This window comes from Herbaspirillum sp. GCM10030257, assembly GCF_042666555.1.
GTDB lineage: Bacteria > Pseudomonadota > Gammaproteobacteria > Burkholderiales > Burkholderiaceae_D > Noviherbaspirillum.
On sequence record NZ_JBHTDH010000001.1, the window covers coordinates 100118 to 118701 of the forward strand.

The 18584-nt window shown below is 56.4% G+C and carries 18 protein-coding genes; 12 read left to right on the top strand and 6 right to left on the bottom strand.

The window, feature by feature from the left end:
- Positions 1 to 15 precede the first annotated feature (15 nt).
- Positions 16 to 240 carry a hypothetical protein gene (locus ACFQUU_RS00405; protein WP_382241013.1) on the top strand — a complete coding sequence of 75 codons (225 nt, stop codon included), beginning with the start codon at positions 16 to 18 and terminating at the stop codon, positions 238 to 240.
- A 66-nt stretch (positions 241 to 306) separates the two neighbouring features.
- On the opposite strand, the gene ACFQUU_RS00410 is transcribed toward ACFQUU_RS00405, so the two are convergent.
- The 5 genes from ACFQUU_RS00410 to ACFQUU_RS00430 form a co-directional block, all read right to left on the bottom strand.
- Positions 307 to 1644: a response regulator gene (locus ACFQUU_RS00410; RefSeq protein WP_382241016.1), complete on the bottom strand. Its 1338-nt coding sequence runs from the start codon at positions 1642 to 1644 to the stop codon at positions 307 to 309.
- Between the two features lie 257 nt (positions 1645 to 1901).
- A complete protein-coding gene (gene pbpG, locus ACFQUU_RS00415) occupies positions 1902 to 3026 on the bottom strand; it encodes a D-alanyl-D-alanine endopeptidase (protein WP_382241019.1) in 1125 nt (374 codons plus the stop codon).
- Positions 3027 to 3304: 278 nt separating this feature from the next.
- Positions 3305 to 3745, bottom strand: a complete 441-nt coding sequence (locus ACFQUU_RS00420; protein ID WP_382241022.1) for an acyl-CoA thioesterase — start codon at positions 3743 to 3745, stop codon at positions 3305 to 3307.
- 3 nt (positions 3746 to 3748) lie between these two features.
- A complete protein-coding gene (locus tag ACFQUU_RS00425) occupies positions 3749 to 4594 on the bottom strand; it encodes a DMT family transporter (protein ID WP_382242138.1) in 846 nt (281 codons plus the stop codon).
- A 59-nt stretch (positions 4595 to 4653) separates the two neighbouring features.
- The gene (locus tag ACFQUU_RS00430) at positions 4654 to 5571 is read right to left on the bottom strand and encodes a histone deacetylase (RefSeq protein WP_382241025.1); all 918 of its coding nucleotides are present in this window, start codon (positions 5569 to 5571) and stop codon (positions 4654 to 4656) included.
- Positions 5572 to 5816: 245 nt separating this feature from the next.
- On the opposite strand from ACFQUU_RS00430, the gene phaP reads away from it, so the two are divergent.
- Complete coding sequence (gene phaP, locus ACFQUU_RS00435; RefSeq protein ID WP_382241028.1) at positions 5817 to 6392, top strand: TIGR01841 family phasin; 576 nt, start codon at positions 5817 to 5819, stop codon at positions 6390 to 6392.
- A 101-nt stretch (positions 6393 to 6493) separates the two neighbouring features.
- Here phaP and ACFQUU_RS00440 read toward each other — a convergent pair whose 3' ends face one another.
- Positions 6494 to 8155, bottom strand: coding sequence for an ABC transporter permease (locus ACFQUU_RS00440; RefSeq protein ID WP_382242141.1), 1662 nt, complete (start codon positions 8153 to 8155; stop codon positions 6494 to 6496).
- Positions 8156 to 8240: 85 nt separating this feature from the next.
- Here ACFQUU_RS00440 and ACFQUU_RS00445 point away from each other — a divergent pair, with 85 nt between their 5' ends.
- The 10 genes from ACFQUU_RS00445 (at position 8241) to ureC (ending at position 18580) form a co-directional block, all read left to right on the top strand.
- Positions 8241 to 9356 (top strand): ABC transporter ATP-binding protein, encoded by a 1116-nt coding sequence (locus ACFQUU_RS00445; RefSeq protein ID WP_382242143.1) that lies wholly within the window; start codon positions 8241 to 8243, stop codon positions 9354 to 9356.
- Positions 9357 to 9674: 318 nt separating this feature from the next.
- Positions 9675 to 10928: an urea ABC transporter substrate-binding protein gene (urtA, locus tag ACFQUU_RS00450; RefSeq protein ID WP_382241031.1), complete on the top strand. Its 1254-nt coding sequence runs from the start codon at positions 9675 to 9677 to the stop codon at positions 10926 to 10928.
- Positions 10929 to 11071: 143 nt separating this feature from the next.
- Complete coding sequence (gene urtB / locus ACFQUU_RS00455; protein WP_382241034.1) at positions 11072 to 12676, top strand: urea ABC transporter permease subunit UrtB; 1605 nt, start codon at positions 11072 to 11074, stop codon at positions 12674 to 12676.
- Positions 12673 to 13758 (top strand): urea ABC transporter permease subunit UrtC, encoded by a 1086-nt coding sequence (gene urtC, locus ACFQUU_RS00460; RefSeq protein WP_382241037.1) that lies wholly within the window; start codon positions 12673 to 12675, stop codon positions 13756 to 13758. The genes urtB and urtC overlap by 4 nt, the downstream gene beginning before the upstream one ends.
- Positions 13755 to 14600: an urea ABC transporter ATP-binding protein UrtD gene (gene urtD, locus ACFQUU_RS00465; RefSeq protein WP_382241040.1), complete on the top strand. Its 846-nt coding sequence runs from the start codon at positions 13755 to 13757 to the stop codon at positions 14598 to 14600. Before urtC ends, urtD begins: the two co-directional genes overlap by 4 nt.
- 53 nt (positions 14601 to 14653) lie before the next feature.
- A complete protein-coding gene (urtE, locus tag ACFQUU_RS00470; protein WP_382241042.1) occupies positions 14654 to 15352 on the top strand; it encodes an urea ABC transporter ATP-binding subunit UrtE in 699 nt (232 codons plus the stop codon).
- Positions 15353 to 15360: 8 nt separating this feature from the next.
- The gene (locus ACFQUU_RS00475) at positions 15361 to 16221 is read left to right on the top strand and encodes an urease accessory protein UreD (RefSeq protein WP_382241045.1); all 861 of its coding nucleotides are present in this window, start codon (positions 15361 to 15363) and stop codon (positions 16219 to 16221) included.
- A 42-nt stretch (positions 16222 to 16263) separates the two neighbouring features.
- A complete protein-coding gene (locus ACFQUU_RS00480; protein WP_382241048.1) occupies positions 16264 to 16566 on the top strand; it encodes an urease subunit gamma in 303 nt (100 codons plus the stop codon).
- 8 nt (positions 16567 to 16574) lie between these two features.
- Entirely contained in the window at positions 16575 to 16883 is a 309-nt protein-coding gene (locus tag ACFQUU_RS00485; RefSeq protein WP_382241051.1) for an urease subunit beta, read from the top strand.
- Positions 16880 to 18580, top strand: a complete 1701-nt coding sequence (ureC, locus tag ACFQUU_RS00490) for an urease subunit alpha (RefSeq protein WP_382241054.1) — start codon at positions 16880 to 16882, stop codon at positions 18578 to 18580. Before ACFQUU_RS00485 ends, ureC begins: the two co-directional genes overlap by 4 nt.
- Positions 18581 to 18584: the final 4 nt, after the last annotated feature.

Here is an 18584-nt window from a genome sequence, read left to right on the forward strand (position 1 = left end):
GTACGAAGAAGCAGCATGGCTACCGTTACCGAAACGGCACAGCCAGCGACGCATCATCGCAAGCATAATCTGGTAAAGAGTGTTGTGCACATTGAATTACCCCGTACGCAGAATGCTACTACCGCCAATATGTCGCGCGAGTTCATTTCCAAAAAGCAAGTAATTCCGTATTTTGTGCTAAACAGTGATGACAGGCAATTAAAGCGCGCGGCGAAAATCGGCAAGACGACCGAGATTTGAGAAAAATCAAATAGCCAACGTGCCGCAGATGAGTCGGTGTTGTGATTCGTGCCGGAAAGCGTCCAGTCAGGCTACGTCAACCTTGCGCCGACTAATGGCGGTCCGTTTGCGAGCCGGTTTTTGTGTCAGCGGAACATCGGTTGCACGACGGTCATAACTGGTCGACGAATTGTCCGCTGCGGCGAGAGGCATGCCGGATCCATGCTCAGTGTTTTCCAGCGGGATCGATACGGTCAGCGTGGTGCCGATGTCCTGCCCGGTATTAATTGCAAAGTCTCCGCCCAGGGTGCTGACGCGTTCCTTGATACCGACAAGCCCAAAGGAATTTGCTTTTCGCCGGCATCCAGGGAAGATGCCTACGCCATTGTCTGCGATGCTCATCAGCAGACGCGATCCCGTATGCTCGAGCTTAATCGTGGCCTTGGATGCCCGTGCGTGCCGGAAAACGTTGTTCAATGATTCCTGCAGAATACGGAACAACGCAGTCGCTCTGCCGTCATCCATCACCAGTTCGGCTTCCGGCATGAGAAGTTCGCAAGTAATGCCAGTACGACGCTGGAATTCCTTGACTTGCCATTCGAACGCCGCGTTCAAGCCCAGATCAAGCACAGTCGGTCGCAGGTTATTGATGATGGCGCGCATGGCTTTCATCGTGCTGTCGATGTGGTCAAGGACCGAATGCACCTTCTTGTTCAGTTTGGGATGGGTAGCGCCGGTGCGAGCATGCAGCATGGCGATATCGATCCGCAGCGCCAGCAAGTTCTGCCCTAGCTCGTCGTGGATCTCGCGCGCGATACGTTTGCGCTCATCCTCCTTGATGCGTTCCTGATAACTAGCCAGCTGGCGCAACTCTTCCTGGGATTGCCGCAATGCTTCTTCGGCAAGGCGCCGTTCGTTGATATGCTCCAAATCCTGCTTACGCTGTTCCTTGAGGTCGAGGTTCAGCTTTTCGAGCTCTTGTTTTTGATGCTGCAGCTGTAGATTTTTCTTGGCCAGTTCGACGAAGACGGCGACTTTGGTCTGCAGGATTTGCGGAATAATCGGCGTAAACAGATAATCAACGGCACCGCGCTGGTAGCCCTTGAGTCGATTCATTTCGTCAGCGTAGTGCGCCGTCACGAAGATAATTGGCACCGCAGCGGAGCGGGGATGCGAGTGAATTGCTTCGGCCGCTTCAAAACCATCCATGCTTGGCATGCTGACATCAAGCAGGATGACCGCAAAATCATTGGTCAATACTTGACGCAATGCTTCTTCGCCTGAGCGTGCGGTGATGACTTCATAGTCTTCACGGTCGGTGAGCAGGCTGGCGAGGGCGAGCAGGCTCGCCGCATCGTCATTGACAAGTAAGACCTTGGGCGTAAACACAGGTGATGAAGGCTTTTGCAATAGAAAGGCGGCCATGATTAACCTGCAAGTCCACAGCCGTTGACTGCAGCGCGAAGGTCGTTGAGGCCGCCATTCGTAATGGTTAATAAAAACTTCTGCACGAAGTCGTATGAGCGGGCTTCAGCGCCTTTTTGGCATTACATTACAGAAACATTCCGCCCATCACCACGAGTCAATGTAACATAAAATCGACTAACCCCTCTTGCCCACACATCGCGCACGTGGCGCGGACAACACGCGCAGCTCGCCTTCAAACGAGTTAAGTATCGAGATCAGCTTTGGTTTGCAGAGGCTTGCACGACCGTTTGCGGTCTCATATTGCCGAGCCATTTGCGAATACGCCCAGCGTCGGCGAGACGGGAATCCTTGCCTTTTGAATCAAGAAACACCATGACGACCGGGCGGCCATCGATGCGTGTCTGCATGACCAGGCAACGACCGGCTTCCGAAATATAGCCGGTTTTTTGCAGGCCGATTTCCCAGTCCGGATTCATCACCAGTCGATTGGAATTCATGTACTGCAGCTGATGACCGGTGCCGGTATCGACCGCATAGCGTGGATCGGTAGAGTATTCGCGGATGATTGGGTACTGATAAGCGGCAACCACGAGCCTGGAGAGATCACGCGCGCTCGCAATGTTCTGACTGGACAGACCGGTTGAATCAACAAAACGCGTATCAGCCATGCCGAGTGCCTTTGCCTTGGCATTCATGGCCGCAACAAAGGCAGACAGTCCGCCTGGATAATTGCGACCGAGCGCCGACGCAGCGCGATTTTCGGAACTCATGAGGGCAATATGCAACATGTTGGCACGCGTCATGTGCGCGCCAACACGCAGGCGGGAGCTGCTGTTTTTTTCACGATCGACGTCATCGGATGTCACTTCAAGAATTTCATCCATGTTTTGACGCGCTTCGACCACCACGACAGCAGTCATCAGCTTTGTCAGTGAAGCGATTGGCAGGGCAACCTTGGCATTCTTCTCAAACAGAACCTGAGAAGTCACTTGGTCAATGACCACCGCAGCACTGGATTTCAAGCCGACAGCGTCGCGGGTCAGGTTCAGGCCAGCGATGTCGCCGGCTGTCAGAACTGGCGGAGCAGGCGGCGTGGATGGAATGGACGGAGCAAATGCAACACGTTGATAACCCGACTTGGGAGGACGCTTGTGGGCGACGGCACCACGCATGGACGTCTTGACAACTGGGTGGGAGGCTTTAAGTGCGATTGCTTTCCTACTTTTGACCGCCGTTTTTTTTACTACCTGCTTTTTGGCGGTTTTCGTAGTTTTCGCCGTTTTAGCGGTTTTGGCAGCAGAGCTTTGCGCACTCGCTGCAGGTGCAGCCACGCTAAAGGCAACTAAAGAAATAAAGACACCCAGCGCGGACCTGAACATCTGCACCTCTCCCTGATTTTACAAGCTGGCATTATATCTTGCAGTCTAGCAAAATAGTGAAAATCAGCAAGCAAATTAAGAGCTTAGCGCAGGCTATTAAACAACTTTCTTACAAGCCGTTGAGAAATCGCAATCTTGAGGTGACCGCATTCCGATGCGGCCATCAATGCTATATCGATCCAGCATGCTCTTGACGTGCAACGCAAGAAACGTAGCGACGGTGTACCGTCCACCCCATGCCAACCGAGGATTTTAATACCGGCAGGGGCCGTCGGGGTTCAGGAGGGTGCGACTTCGACTGTCTTTAGCAACGCGCGCATTGCCTCGGGAATGGCACTTGGTTTTCGTGACTCCCGGTCGACGTAGACGTGCACGAAATGTCCCTGCGCGGAGGCCGTATCCTCGTCTTCCTTAAAGATCCCGACCTCGTAGCGCACGCTTGAATTACCAAGTTTTGTTACTCGAAGGCCGGCTGTGATCGGTTCAGGAAACGCAACCGACGCAAAGTAGTTGCACTGCGTTTCAATGACCAGGCCAATGACCGGACTACGTTCCACGTCGAGTACACCGTTTGCTATCAGGAACTGATTGACGACTGTGTCGAACCAGCTGTAGTACACCACATTGTTGACGTGTCCATAAGCGTCGTTGTCCATCCAGCGTGTTGTAATTGTGTGAAAGTGCTTGAAGTCGCACCGTTTTTTTGCTTCAGCTCGCATACGTTATTTTCTCACTACCAAAGCCACTCCAATAACGGCCAGCACCATGCCGATCATGCCAACGATGCTGAACGCCTCCCCGAACATCGCCCACGCCATCACCGCAGTGGTTGGCGGGGTCAGATACAACAAACTGGTCACCTGCGTTGCCGCGCTTTTTCGGATCAGGGCAAACAACAGGAATATCGCACCGATCGACAGTGCCAGGATGGACCACAGTAAGGCACCGACGAAACGCGGCGTCCATTGCACAGTGTCGACCAGAGGAGTGAGCCCCTCAAACATGATCGCAAGCGGCAACACGACGACAATGGAGGCGGCAAACTGGATGATCGTCCCGGTTCGCAGGTCGAAGCTCGCGCAATAACGCTTTTGATAAAGCGTACCTATCGTGATCGACAGTAGCGCAAACACACACAGTGCAATGGTTTGCCATGATAAGCCGATCAGCGAAATCTTGTTTGCAACCACCAGGCCAACGCCGCAAATACCGAACCCAAGTCCTATCCATTGGCGTCCCCGTACCGATTCGCCGACGAGAGGTGCGGCAAACGCAGTAAGGATGGGCTGCATGCCGACAATCAGGGCTGATAGGCCCGCCGGCATGCCAAGCTTGATGGCGCACCAGACGCCCCCAAGATAGCCGGCCTGAACCAGAACTCCCGCCAGCGCAATATGACCGATTCGCCCATGCGGCCAAGGTGCGCGCATGATGAACACTAACGGCAGCAGTACCGCTAGAACGCCAAGAAAACGCAGTAGCAGAAAAGTCAGCGGTGGCGCATACGGCAATCCGAACTTGGCGACGATAAAGCCCGTACTCCAGATCAGGACGAACACGAACGGCATGGCCGACAGCCAGGGACTTTGGGATGACTGCACAATGGGCTTGGATGATACTGAAGAACTCATGAATGGAGGGTGACCTGCGTGGGCCATATATATTGTGAAGCGATACCGATAGTCTGGACGTGGATTGCAACAGTGTCTTGGATGTTCTTGCCATAACCGCCGGCCATGGCAATGGCAACTGGAGTCTGACTTGCAGCCGCATGGTCCAGTACCATACGGTCGCGTGACGCCAATCCCTCCATCGTCAATCGCAGCCGTCCCAGCCGATCACCTTCGTGCGGGTCGGCACCGGCCAGGTATATGATGAGTTCGGGCGAAAACCGATGCGTCATCGAGGCGAGCGCCTGTTCCAGAGCAGTCAGGTAAGCCTCGTCGCCGGTTCCGTCCGGCAAAGCGACATCCAGATCGCTGCACTCCTTCCTGAATGGATAATTGTGTTCGCCATGAAGCGACAGCGTAAAGACGGAGTCGTCGCTGGCGAGTATGGATGCCGTTCCGTTTCCCTGATGGACGTCGAGATCGACGATAGCCACGCGCCTGACACGCCGCTCAGCTTGCATGAGCCGGGCAGCGATGGCTGCGTCATTAAACACGCAAAAGCCTTCGCCGTGATCGGCGTAAGCGTGATGTGTCCCCCCTGCCAGGTTAACGGCGACGCCCGATTCAAGCGCGATGCGGCAGGCGCTGATGGTAGCGCCGGCGGAACGCCGGGAGCGCTCGACCATCTGGCGTGTCCATGGGAAGCCAATTGCCTTTTGCTCCGCAGTTGACAGGCTGCCGTTCGAGACGCGCTCTATATACAAGGGATGATGAGCAAGTGCGAGAACCCCGTCCGTGGTGAACGGTGCTTCGTGAAACTCTATCGAGGGGACGTGTACCTGCACACCTTCGCGCACCAGCCGATATTTCTGCATCGGGAAACGATGTCCTTCAGGCAGGGGGAGAACGAAATGATCGCTGTAGAACGCTTTCACTGAGCAAGGGCGGAATAATCGGGACAAGCTGATGAGTTTAGCACGCAGTCACAAATGAACGCTTTCCCGAGAAAGTTAAATAAAAGCTAACTAAACTGGGAGGCCCATCATTTTTGTGCTTTGCAACAAAGTTGTTGACTGCACCCAAGTTTTAATGAAAAATATGTTTGTTGCGACGCACAAAAAGAGGGACTGTGTGTCACATATCCCAAATTTGAGCCGTACTTTCTCTTGAGGAGACCGTCATGTTTGCAATTCCCGAGCAGTTTTCCGCGACTTCCAAGGCTAACTTCGAAGCACAACTTGCCTTGTTTAACAGCTTGACCGCCAAGACCTTTGAAGGCGTCGAGAAGCTTATCGAACTCAACTTGAACACTGCAAAAGCTTCCCTGGAAGAATCCAATGCTGCAGCGAAGCAATTGTTGAGCGTAAAGGACCCGCAAGAATGGCTGTCTATCGCTACTGCGCAAGCACAGCCAAACGCTGAAAAAGCCCTCGCATTCGGCCGGCAGCTGAGCGCAATCACCAGCGGCGTGCAAGCTGAATTCGCCAAGGCTGCAGAAAGCCAGATCGCGGACAACAGCCGCAAGCTGCTTGAGTTACTGGACGAAGTCACCAAGAATGCTCCTGCCGGTTCAGAAAATGCGATCGCCCTGTTTAAATCCGCGATCGGCAACGCCAGCGCGGGTTACGAGCAGTTCACCAAGTCCACCAAGCAAGCAGTTGAAACGATTGAAGCGAACGTGAACAATGCGGTGACGCAGTTTGCACAGCCTGCAGCGACTGCTGCCAAGGCAGCGGCACGCGCAGCGAAGAAGTAATCGGCATTAGCCGGTAAGTAAAATAGCCTCGCAATGCGGGGCTATTTTTTTGTCCGCACGACGATCCGCACAAGGTTGGACGGAGTTGGAAAGTGCTGTCTTTAGCGATCGGCTTTTGCAATGGATCGAGCCAGAACGGCCACCGGGATGAACGCAATCAATACGATAGTCAGTGCCGGCAATGCTGCTTCACCCAGCCTTTCATCGGCAGCCAGCTGGTAAGTAATCACGGCAAGGGTATCGAAATTGAATGGCCGTATCGTTAGTGTTGCCGGCAGTTCCTTGATCACATCCACGAACACCAGCAACCCGGCGGTCGCAACACTACGCCATAACAGAGGCGCATGGACCCTCAATAGCATGGAGCCAATGCCATGCCCAAGGACGCGCGCACTGGCGTCCATACTGGGCGTAATCTTAGTCAGGCCGGCTTGCACAGTCTGGTACGACACGGAGAGAAAGCGCACCAGATAGGCATACACAAGCGCCGCCGCGCTGCCGGTCAACACCAATCCCAAGCCACGTTCAGCACTCCAGGCATCGAGCCGCGACAGGGGAATCAGGATACCGACCGCAATGACCGCGCCGGGGACTGCGTAGCCCATGCTGACAACGCGGTTGCATACGCCCTGAAGCTGACTGCGCGTCACACGCGCTGCATAAGCCAGAAGCACGCAAACCATAATAGCGATCAGTGCCGTCACGCCAGCCAGGAGGACGCTGTTATATAGCCAGCCATAGAAACGCTCTCCAAACTCTACCGTATCCTCACGCGCGACCAGACGAAGCAGAATCCCAACCGGCACCAGAAAACCGACGAACACCGGCAAGGCGCAAAATACGACCGCGCCTATCGCATGAATCCCGTTGAGGCGCATGGGCATTTGTAGCCGGGTACGACTTCCCACTGCGTAGTAACGCGCACGCCCACGGCTGGTCTGCTCAATGAGCATGAGCAGCGTGATGGCCATCAGCAGCACGGCGGCGATCTGTGCTGCGGAGGTGCGGTCAGAAAATGCATACCAGGACTTATAAATTCCGGTAGTAAGGGTGGGCACGCCGAAATAGGCAACCGCGCCGTAGTCAGCCAGCGTTTCCATCAGAGCCAGCGCAATGCCGGCGACAGCGGCAGGCCGGGCCAACGGCAGGCTGACCTTGGCGAATGCCTCCCATGGTCCGGCGCCCAAAGTGCGGGCCGCATCCCACATCCGGGGACTACGCTCCAGAAAGGCCGTCCGGGCCAGCAGATAAACATACGGATACAGCACCATTGCAAACACGATTCCGGCGCCACCGATGGAACGGATCTCGGGAAACCAGTATTCCCTCGCTTGCCAGCCGAATGTTGCGCGCAGCGCTGACTGTACCGGTCCGGAAAACTGCAGGAAATCCGTATAGGCATAGGCGACGACGTACGCGGGCATCGCCAGTGGCAGGATCAGCGCCCATTCGAATATCCGTTTTCCGGGGAAATCAAATACAGCCACGAGCCAGGCACAGCCTACTCCGCCCATGCCGCCCAGCACGGCGACAATTGCCGCAATAGCAAGACTGTTGAAAAGATATTCTGGCAGGACAGTTGCCCAGAGGTGAGTAAAGGTTCCGGCACCACTTCCGGATGCATCGCCTGTTGCAAGTAGATTGGACAGTACGCCAACAATTGGAATGCCAACCAGAATGGCAACTGCCAGGGATATGAGCAGCAGAGGATGGATACGGCCTCTGCTTATGCGGCTTTGGCAGCTGCCGCGCGGAAGCGCCATCGGAATACGCTGGAAATCCACAATCGCCTGTCTAGGTAGGTAAATGAGAATTATAATCAATATCGAATTCCAAACCAGCAATCCTATGCATATGAATACGCCGTATTTTTCTCCAGAGGTCCATCTACGGGTCCAATCCATCCGCGTGGGCTACCCACTTGGCAGGACGATCCAGGAAATTGTCCATGGCTTGTCCTTTTCCTTGGGCAGGGGCGAAATTGGCTGCCTGCTCGGACCTTCGGGTTGTGGGAAGACGACGGTGTTACGTGCCATTGCCGGTTTTGAGTCCGTACTGGACGGAAGTATTTCGCTTGGCGGCCGCGAATTGAGCAATCCAACCCGAACAGATGCGCCGGAAACCCGCCATGTCGGCGTGGTGTTTCAAGACTATGCCCTCTTCCCACATTTGTCGGTGTGGGAGAACATCGCATTTGGCTTGCGCAAGTTGTCAGCCAGCGAACGCAAGACACGCGTCGACCGTCTGCTGGGTATTGTCGGCCTGGCGACCCACGCACGCCAATATCCGCACGAGCTCTCGGGAGGCCAGCAGCAGCGCGTCGCTCTCGCACGGGCGCTGGCGCCACAACCGGACTTGCTCCTGCTGGACGAGCCCTTCTCCAATCTAGACGTCGACCTGCGCGAACGGCTTGCACTGGAAGTGCGGGACATCCTCAAGGAACTCGGGACGACTGCCGTGCTGGTCACCCATGATCAGCATGAAGCGTTCGCGATCGCCGACCAGATCGGCGTAATGCATCAAGGTGTGATCGTCCAATGGGACAACGCTTATAACCTTTACCATCGACCCGGCGATCGCTTTGTCGCCGACTTCATTGGCCAAGGAGTGTTCGCTCCAGGCACTGTCGATCTGCCAAAGCAACAGGTGCATATCGAACTTGGAAGCCTGCCGCTATGGCAGGGTATTGATGTATGTGGCACCGGCGACAAGGAACAGGAACGCGTCGATGTTTTGCTGAGGGCCGACGACGTCATTCATGACGACGCAAGTTCGCTACAGGCAGAGGTCGTACGCAAGGCATTCCGCGGCGCAGAGTTTTTGTATACCCTCAAACTCCCGAGCGGACAGACGCTGCTGGCGTTGGTGCCTTCACATCATGATCACGCGATCGGGGAGAAGATCGGTATACGATTAGGTGCTGATCACGTGGTGACCTTCCCTCCCGAACCTGAAGCATCCTGATGGCCTAATAATAGACAACAGACTAACCAGCATACCAACAGCCCTACTACGGACCACGACACCGCTTAGCGCATGAGCGAATTCAAATCCCGCCGCACGCTCGCCGTGCGGCGCTCGGTTTACGCACCAATACTGTAAGCGAGATCCCGAAAAAAGGGCACTATCAACGGCTGCGCTGCAATCCAGCGCACTCTTATCGCGCATATTCAACACGCAGCACGGGACGTTCCTCCGGGTCATGCTTGGCACGCAAACTGCTAAAGATTGCTTGCGAGCTATCGCACACCATCGACCCCATTCATTACAGTAGGAGCAAAAATGTCTCGTCGCACCCTTTTGAAAGCGACCGCAGCCGGCGCTTTGATGCTTACCGCGTCCGCCTGGATGCCGCAAGCCCTGGCCGCCGACACCATTAAGGTCGGTATTCTTCATTCGCTGTCGGGCACGATGGCGATCTCTGAAACCTCGTTGAAAGACGTGGCGTTGATGACGATCGACGAAATCAATGCCAAGGGCGGCGTGATGGGTAAGAAGCTCGAGGCAGTCGTCGTCGACCCTGCATCGAACTGGCCGTTGTTTGCCGAAAAGGCACGGCAGCTGGTGACACAGGACAAGGTGGCGGTGGTGTTTGGATGCTGGACATCGGTATCGCGCAAGTCCGTGCTGCCTGTCTTCAAGGAACTGAACAGCCTGCTGTTCTATCCGGTCCAGTATGAAGGCGAAGAGCTCGAGAAGAATGTGTTCTACACCGGCGCGGCACCGAACCAGCAGGCGATCCCCGCGGTGGAATACCTGATGTCGAAAGACGGCGGCGGCGCCAAGCGCTTCGTCCTGCTTGGCACTGACTATGTATACCCGCGTACTACGAACAAGATCCTGCGTGCCTTTCTGAAATCCAAGGGCGTGAAGGAATCCGATATCGATGAAGTCTACACACCGTTCGGTCATTCGGATTACCAGACCATCGTCGCCAACATCAAGAAGTTCTCCTCGGGCGGCAAGACTGCCGTGATCTCCACAATCAACGGTGATTCCAACGTACCGTTCTATAAGGAACTCGGCAATGCAGGCCTGAAGGCAACCGACGTACCGGTTGTCGCGTTCTCGGTCGGTGAAGAAGAACTGCGTGGCGTCGATACCAAACCGCTCGTCGGCCACCTCGCCGCATGGAATTATTTCCAGTCGGTGAAGAACCCGGTCAACGATACCTTCATCAAGCAATGGAAAGCTTATGCCGCAGAAAAGAAGCTGCCTAACGCCAGCACCGTTGTCACCAACGACCCGATGGAAGCCACTTACGTCGGCATCCATATGTGGAAGCAGGCTGTAGAAAAGGCCAAGTCGACCGATACCGACAAGGTCATCGCAGCGATGGGCGGACAGACCTTCAAGTCACCTTCCGGCTTCGAGCTGACCATGGACAAGACCAACCACCACCTGCACAAACCGGTGATGATCGGCGAAATCAAGCCGGACGGTCAGTTCAGCGTCGTATGGAAGACAAAGGGCCCGATCCGCGCGCAACCGTGGAGCCCGTTCATTGCAGGTAACGAGGCCAAGCAGAAGATGTAATTTGTCTTGACTACATCCTGTGCCCTTGGCGAACTAAAGGGCACGTAAGCGAAACTGTACTACGGGCCGGAGCGTGGCTCCTTGTTCCACACTCCGGCCTTTTTACGCATGTCGTTTCTAAGTTGCTTGCCAAGACATCGCAAATGAAATCTATCAAACACTTATTCGCCATCGGATGGTTGTGCGCAATGGCGCTCACGGCCCATGCGGCGATTGATCCGGCGCTGCTCAAGCCGCTGGCAGGTGACGATCCCGATGCGCGCATCGAAGCGGTCAACAAGATTGCGGCGCTCGCCAATGACGATGCGTTCAAGCTGCTGAACGCACTGAAGAATGACAACCTGTACGCCAATCCAGATGGACAGGTTTTCATCGTCGAAGATAACAAAGCCTACGATCCCGAAACCGACAAGACCGTACCGACGCCGGATGGCATCGATGGAATCACGGTGAATAACCGCCTGCGCGGTGCCGTGGAAGGCGCGCTGTCGGGCTTCCGCCTGCTCTCCCATGACAATTCGGAACGACTTGCCGCCGCGCTCGCCATGCAGAAAGGTGCCGATCCCGGCCAGCTGCCGCTGATCACCAGGGCACTGGAGAAAGAAACCGATCCGCAAATCAAATCGGTCCTGCAGATGGTTGTCGCGACGGCGAACCTCCAGTCACCGGATGCCGCAACGCGCAAGTCTGCGGTGGAAGCGCTCAAGGGCAGCTCGAACGCCAACCTCAAACCCGCGCTCGAAAAAATGTTGGAAAAGAACCCGGACGGCAGCTATCTCGAACCGGATGAATCGGTACGTGTGGCCACCGTCGGAACCATCAGCGCAATCAATGCGCGTCTGGCCCGCACGGAGTTCGTCGGCAACCTGTTCTATGGCGTCTCGCTTGGCAGTGTACTGCTGCTGGCGGCACTCGGACTTGCGATTACGTTTGGACTAATGGGCATCATCAACATGGCGCACGGCGAATTGCTGATGATCGGCGCCTACACGACGTACGTGTGCCAGTCGCTGTTTCGCCATTACATGCCGGGCGCGACTGACTATTACCTGCTTGTGGCACTGCCCGCCGCGTTTCTTGTTGCCGGTATGGTTGGCATCATCCTGGAGCGCACCGTCATCCGATGGCTGTATGGCCGTCCGCTGGAAACGCTGTTATGCACCTGGGGCATCAGTCTGATACTGATGCAACTGGTGCGTTCGATCTTTGGCGCGCAGAACGTCGAAGTTGCCAATCCTTCGTGGATGTCGGGCGGCGTCACGGTGATGGGCTCGCTGGTGCTGTCGTATAACCGCATTGTCATCATATTCTTTGCAATGTTCGTCGTTGCCGCTGTCTGGGTGATCCTGAACAAGACACGCCTCGGTTTGTTCGTGCGTGCGGTCACGCAGAATCGCCGCATGGCGGATTGTGTCGGCGTTTCCACTGGCAAGGTCGACATGATGACCTTCGGTCTCGGTTCCGGCATTGCCGGCCTCGGCGGGGTCGCCTTGTCACAGCTCGGCAACGTCGGCCCAGATCTTGGTCAAAGCTATATCGTCGACTCCTTCATGGTGGTCGTGCTGGGCGGGGTCGGTCAGCTTGCCGGCACCGTGATCGCGGCGATCGGCCTCGGCGAAGTCAACAAGTTCCTCGAACCGGTCGCCGGCGCAGTGGTGGCCAAGATCGCCATCCTTGTCTTCATCATCGTTTTCATTCAGAAACGTCCGCAAGGATTGTTTGCCATGAAAGGCAGGAGCGCAGAATGACTTCTTCCCTCTTTTCCCGACCGGCCTGGGCCGGTATTGTGGTGTGCGCGGCGCTGCTGGCACTGTTGCCCATCCTGAATCTTTCCTTCCCTTCCGGTCATGCCTTGCATGTATCAAGTTATACCGTCGCACTGATCGGCAAGTTCATGTGCTACGCGATGGCGGCGCTGGCGCTCGACCTGGTATGGGGCTATACCGGTATCCTCTCGCTGGGCCATGGCGTGTTCTTCGCGCTTGGCGGTTACGCACACGGCATGTACCTGATGCGTGCCATCGGCACGGATGGCGTGTACCAGAGCAATCTGCCGGACTTCATGGTTTTCCTCGACTGGAAAGCCTATCCCTGGTACTGGTCGTTCACCGACAGCTTCTGGTATTGCCTGGCGCTGGTGGTGCTGGTTCCGGGCGTGCTCGCGTTCGTGTTCGGTTATTTTGCTTTCCGTTCGCGTATCAAAGGCGTGTACTTTTCCATCATCACCCAGGCGATGACCTTTGCCTTCATGCTGCTGTTCTTCCGTAACAATACCGGCTTCGGTGGTAACAACGGATTCACCGACTTCAAGCGTATTCTCGGCTTCTCGATTACCGAGCCGACGACCAAGGCGGCGTTGTACATGATCACGCTGGCTGTGCTGCTTGGCGCACTATTGCTGTGTCGCTGGATCGTCACCTCCAAACTGGGTCGCGTGTTGCAGGGCGTGCGCGATGCCGAGTCACGACTGATGTTCATCGGTTACAACCCGCTGTGGTTCAAGCTCTTCGTGTGGACCTTGTCTGCCGTGCTGTGCGGTATCGCAGGCGCTCTTTATGTCCCGCAGGTTGGCATCATCAACCCGTCCGAAATGTCCCCCGGCAATTCCATCGAGATGGTGATCTGGGCAGCGGTCGGTGGCCGTGGTTCACTGCTGGGTCCCATCATCGGTGCGTTCTCGGTCAATGGGTTGAAGAGCTGGTTCACTGCCGCCTTCCCCGACCTCTGGCTGTATGCCCTGGGCTTGCTCTTTATTCTGGTCACGCTATTCATGCCGCAAGGCATACTCGGCCTGACACGCAAATTCAAGAAGACACGGGAGGCAGCATGAACGACCTGTCGAAAAACATCGCGTTCCCGGTACAGACAGAGCACGCCGAACACGGCACCTCGTATGGCCGCATCAAGCAGGAAGGCGTCGATACGACGCACGGTGCGATTCTGTACCTGGAAGACATCACCGTTTCGTTCGATGGTTTCAAGGCGATCAACAAACTGAACCTCGATATCTCCGTAGGCGAACTGCGCTGCATCATCGGACCCAATGGCGCCGGCAAGACAACCATGATGGATGTCATCACAGGCAAGACGCGGCCGGCATCGGGTACCGCCTACTTCGGCCAGACCATGGATCTGACCAGGATGACCGAATATCACATTGCGCATGCGGGCATCGGCCGCAAGTTCCAGCGCCCGACCGTGTTCGAGCAGCACACGGTGTTCGAAAACCTTGAACTCGCAATGAAGATGGATAAACGGGTCAAGCCGACGCTCTTCTTTCGCCTTACGTCCGAACAGAATGGCAAGATTGAAGAGATCCTCAAGCTGATCCGTCTTAACGGTCAGGAGCATCGCCTCGCCGGCCTGTTGTCTCATGGCCAGAAGCAGTGGCTGGAGATTGGCATGCTGCTCATGCAGGAGCCCAAGCTCTTGCTGCTCGATGAGCCCGTCGCCGGCATGTCGGATGCCGAGACTGCGCGTACCGCGGAGTTGCTGAACGAACTGCGCGGCAAGCATTCCATCATGGTGGTGGAACATGACATGGCTTTCGTCAACGAGATCGCGCGCAACGGCAAGGTCACGGTGTTGCACGAAGGCTCGGTGCTTGCCGAAGGCACCATGCAGCAGGTGCAATCGGACGAACGGGTCATCGAAGTGTATCTGGGCCGATAGCGGCGTACGACATAACGCACGTCGCCATCCCTCAACCTGACAGAATCTCTCACATGCTCAACGTCGAAAAATTGAATCAGTATTACGGCTCTTCCCATACCCTGCGCGGCGTCTCGCTGGAACTGGAAAAAGGCCAATGCCTTGCACTGCTCGGCCGCAACGGCGTCGGTAAAACTACGCTGCTGAAATGCCTGATGGGCGTGCTGCCGGTAGCGGGCGGACAAGTCAAACTGGAAAATCGCGATATCACCAGGCTGAAGCCACATGAACGTGCCGAACTCGGCATCGCTTACGTACCGCAGGGACGCGAGATTTTTGCGCGCCTGACCGTCGAGGAAAACCTGCTGATGGGAATGGCGATCAAGCCGGGCCGGCAGGCTTCGAAGATTCGCAGCGAAGTATTTGAACTCTTTCCGGTGCTGAAGGAAATGCTACACCGGCGCGGAGGCGATTTATCGGGCGGGCAACAGCAACAGCTTGCGATTGCGCGCGCCCTGCTTGCCGATCCCAAACTCATCATCCTCGATGAACCAACCGAAGGCATACAACCCTCCATCATCAAGGACATTGGCCGTGTGATCCGCATGCTGCGCGAACGTGGCGATATGGCCATCCTGCTGTGCGAGCAGTACTTCGACTTTGCCCATGAACTGGCGGACAAGTTCCTTGTCATGTCACGTGGTGAAGTGGTGGCTGCCGGCACACAAGCCGAGATGCACGGGGACGACGTCAAGCGCCATCTGGCGGTATAGTTTTGCAGATGAAGCGCATCGTCACAGATCCGGTTCTTGCATCACCTTCTCATGCTCGGTGGCAAGCCCGGCTAACGCTCGGATTCGCAGCCGACTGCGACACCACCCGGTTAATGGAACGCACGCATATTGGTCCACTGCGGGTCCAAAAGCCACTGTATCCCGAAGGCGGGCAGGTTTGTCACGCCATCGTTGTGCACCCGCCCGGCGGCGTGGTGGGCGGCGATGAACTCAGCATCGATGCCAGCGTTGGCCAGAATGCCAGTGCCTTGTTGACCACGCCCGGCGCAGCGAAATGGTACAAGTCCAACGGCCATATCTCGCGACAAGATGTGCATTTGCGGGCGGGCGACAGCGCTACGCTGGAATGGCTGCCGCAGGAGACGATATTCTTCGATGCCGCGCATGTCCGGCTGGACACGGCAATAGAACTTGGGAAGGATGCGACGTATATCGGAACTGAAATCCTGTGCTTTGGCCGAACCGCCTCCGGCGAGTCCTTTCATAGCGGGATGGTTGAGCAAACAACCAGCATCCGCCGCGACGGCAAGCTGCTCTGGTTTGAGCAGGGCATGCTCGCCGCCGGCAGTGCGGCGATGACCAGTTCGTTTGGACTTGCAGGCAACTCCGTGTGCGCGACACTGATAGCAGTCGGCACGCCGCTTGCCGGCAACATGATGGCAACGCTGCGTGAAGCCGAAGCAAACGACGGCGCATTTGGTGTCACGCAAATGAAATCAGTCGTCGTTGCACGCTATCTCGGACACTCCAGCCAGACTGCAAGGCGACTGATGATGCATACCTGGCAGCGACTGCGCCCAGCCCTTACCGGCCGGGAAGCCGTCGTACCCCGTATCTGGAATACCTGATCACCTCATCCGGGATCGGATCAACCTGTTAGGAGAAAATGGATGGAGCTGACTCCACGCGAAAAAGACAAACTCCTCATCTTCACTGCCGCCCTGCTTGCCGAAAGACGCAAGGCACGCGGCCTGAAACTGAATTATCCGGAAGCGGTCGCGCTCATCACCGCCGCCATCATGGAAGGGGCGCGTGACGGCAAGACTGTCGCCGAACTGATGTCAGAAGGCACACGCATCCTGACACGCGATGACGTGATGGACGGCGTGGCCGAGATGATTCCCGATATCCAGGTCGAAGCCACCTTCCCCGACGGTACCAAGCTTGTGACTGTCCATCACCCGATTCCATAGGAGGCCACGTGATTCCAGGCGAAATGCTGATTGAACCCGGCGACATCGAACTCAATGCCGGTCGCGCGACGGTCACCGTGACGGTCGCCAATAGCGGTGACCGTCCGATCCAGGTGGGCTCGCACTTCCACTTTTTTGAAGTCAACCCGGCACTGCAATTCGACCGTCCGCTTGGCTATGGCATGCGGCTCAATATCGCTGCGGGCACGGCGGTTCGCTTCGAGCCGGGGCAGCAGCGTACGGTCGAACTGGTCGCACTGGCAGGGGACCGCACTGTGTATGGCTTCAACGGCAAAGTAATGGGGAAACTCAAATGACAAAAATTTCCCGCCAGGCCTACGCCGAAATGTTTGGGCCGACCGTCGGTGACCGGGTACGGCTTGCTGATACCGAACTGTTCATTGAAGTCGAAAAGGATTTCACCACTTACGGCGAAGAAGTGAAATTCGGCGGCGGCAAGGTGATCCGCGATGGCATGGGTCAGTCGCAGCGCAATCACAAGGATGTGATGGACACTGTAATTACCAATGCACTGATCGTCGACCATTGGGGCATCGTCAAGGCCGACATCGGATTGAAGAGCGGGCGCATCGCCGGCATCGGCAAGGCGGGCAATCCCGATATCCAGCCTGACATCACCATGGCCATTGGCGGTGCAACGGAAATCATCGCCGGCGAAGGCATGATCGTGACGGCGGGCGGCATCGATTCGCACATTCACTTTATCTGTCCGCAACAGATCGAGGAAGCGCTGATGTCCGGCATCACCACGATGCTGGGCGGAGGTACCGGCCCGGCCGTCGGCACGGCGGCGACTACCTGTACGCCGGGACCCTGGCATATTCATTCGATGCTGGCTGCCGCCGATGCCTTTCCAATGAATCTGGGCTTCCTTGGCAAGGGCAATGTGAGCCTGCCGACGCCGCTGGAAGAGCAGATCCGTGCCGGTGCCATCGGACTCAAGCTGCACGAAGACTGGGGTACGACGCCGGCCGCCATCGACAACTGTCTTTCGGTCGCCGACCGCATGGATATTCAGGTAGCCATCCATACCGATACGCTGAACGAAGGCGGCTTTCTCGAACACACATTGGCGGCGTTCAAGGATCGGACCATTCACACCTTCCATACCGAAGGTGCGGGCGGCGGTCACGCGCCTGACATCATTGCGGCAGTGGGACAAGGCAATGTCCTGCCATCTTCAACCAATCCCACCCGTCCGTACACGGTCAATACACTGGACGAACACCTGGACATGCTGATGGTCTGTCACCATCTGGACCCGGCGATCGCGGAAGACGTTGCATTCGCGGAATCTCGCATCCGTCGCGAAACCATCGCCGCCGAAGATATCCTGCATGATCTCGGCGCGATTTCAATGATGTCGTCCGACTCCCAGGCAATGGGGCGTGTGGGCGAAGTCATCATGCGCACCTGGCAGACCGCGCACAAGATGAAAGTGCAACGCGGCTCACTGGCGGAAGATAGCTTGCGCAGCGACAATTTCCGTGTCAAGCGTTACATCGCCAAGTACACGATCAACCCGGCGATCACGCACGGAATTTCACATGTTGTCGGCTCACTCGAAGTCGGCAAGATCGCGGACATTGTGTTGTGGAAGCCGGCATTCTTCGGCGTGAAGCCGTCAATGATCCTGAAGAGCGGCATGATTGCCGCTGCCCAGATGGGCGATCCGAATGCGTCGATTCCGACCCCACAGCCGGTGCATTACCGGATGATGTTCGGTGCCTTCGGTGGGGCGCTGCGCACTTCGTTTACCTTTGTTTCACAGGCGGCAGTCGATGCGGGGATCGGCGATGCGCTCAAGCTCAGCAAGTCGCTGATCGCCGTGAAGAACACGCGCCAGGTGCGCAAGGCCGACATGATCCATAACGGATTGACGCCACGCATGGAGGTCGACCCCGAGACTTATGAGGTGCGCGCCGATGGCGAATTGCTGGTGTGCGAACCGGCGAAGGTTTTGCCAATGGCACAACGCTATTTTCTGTTCTGACATA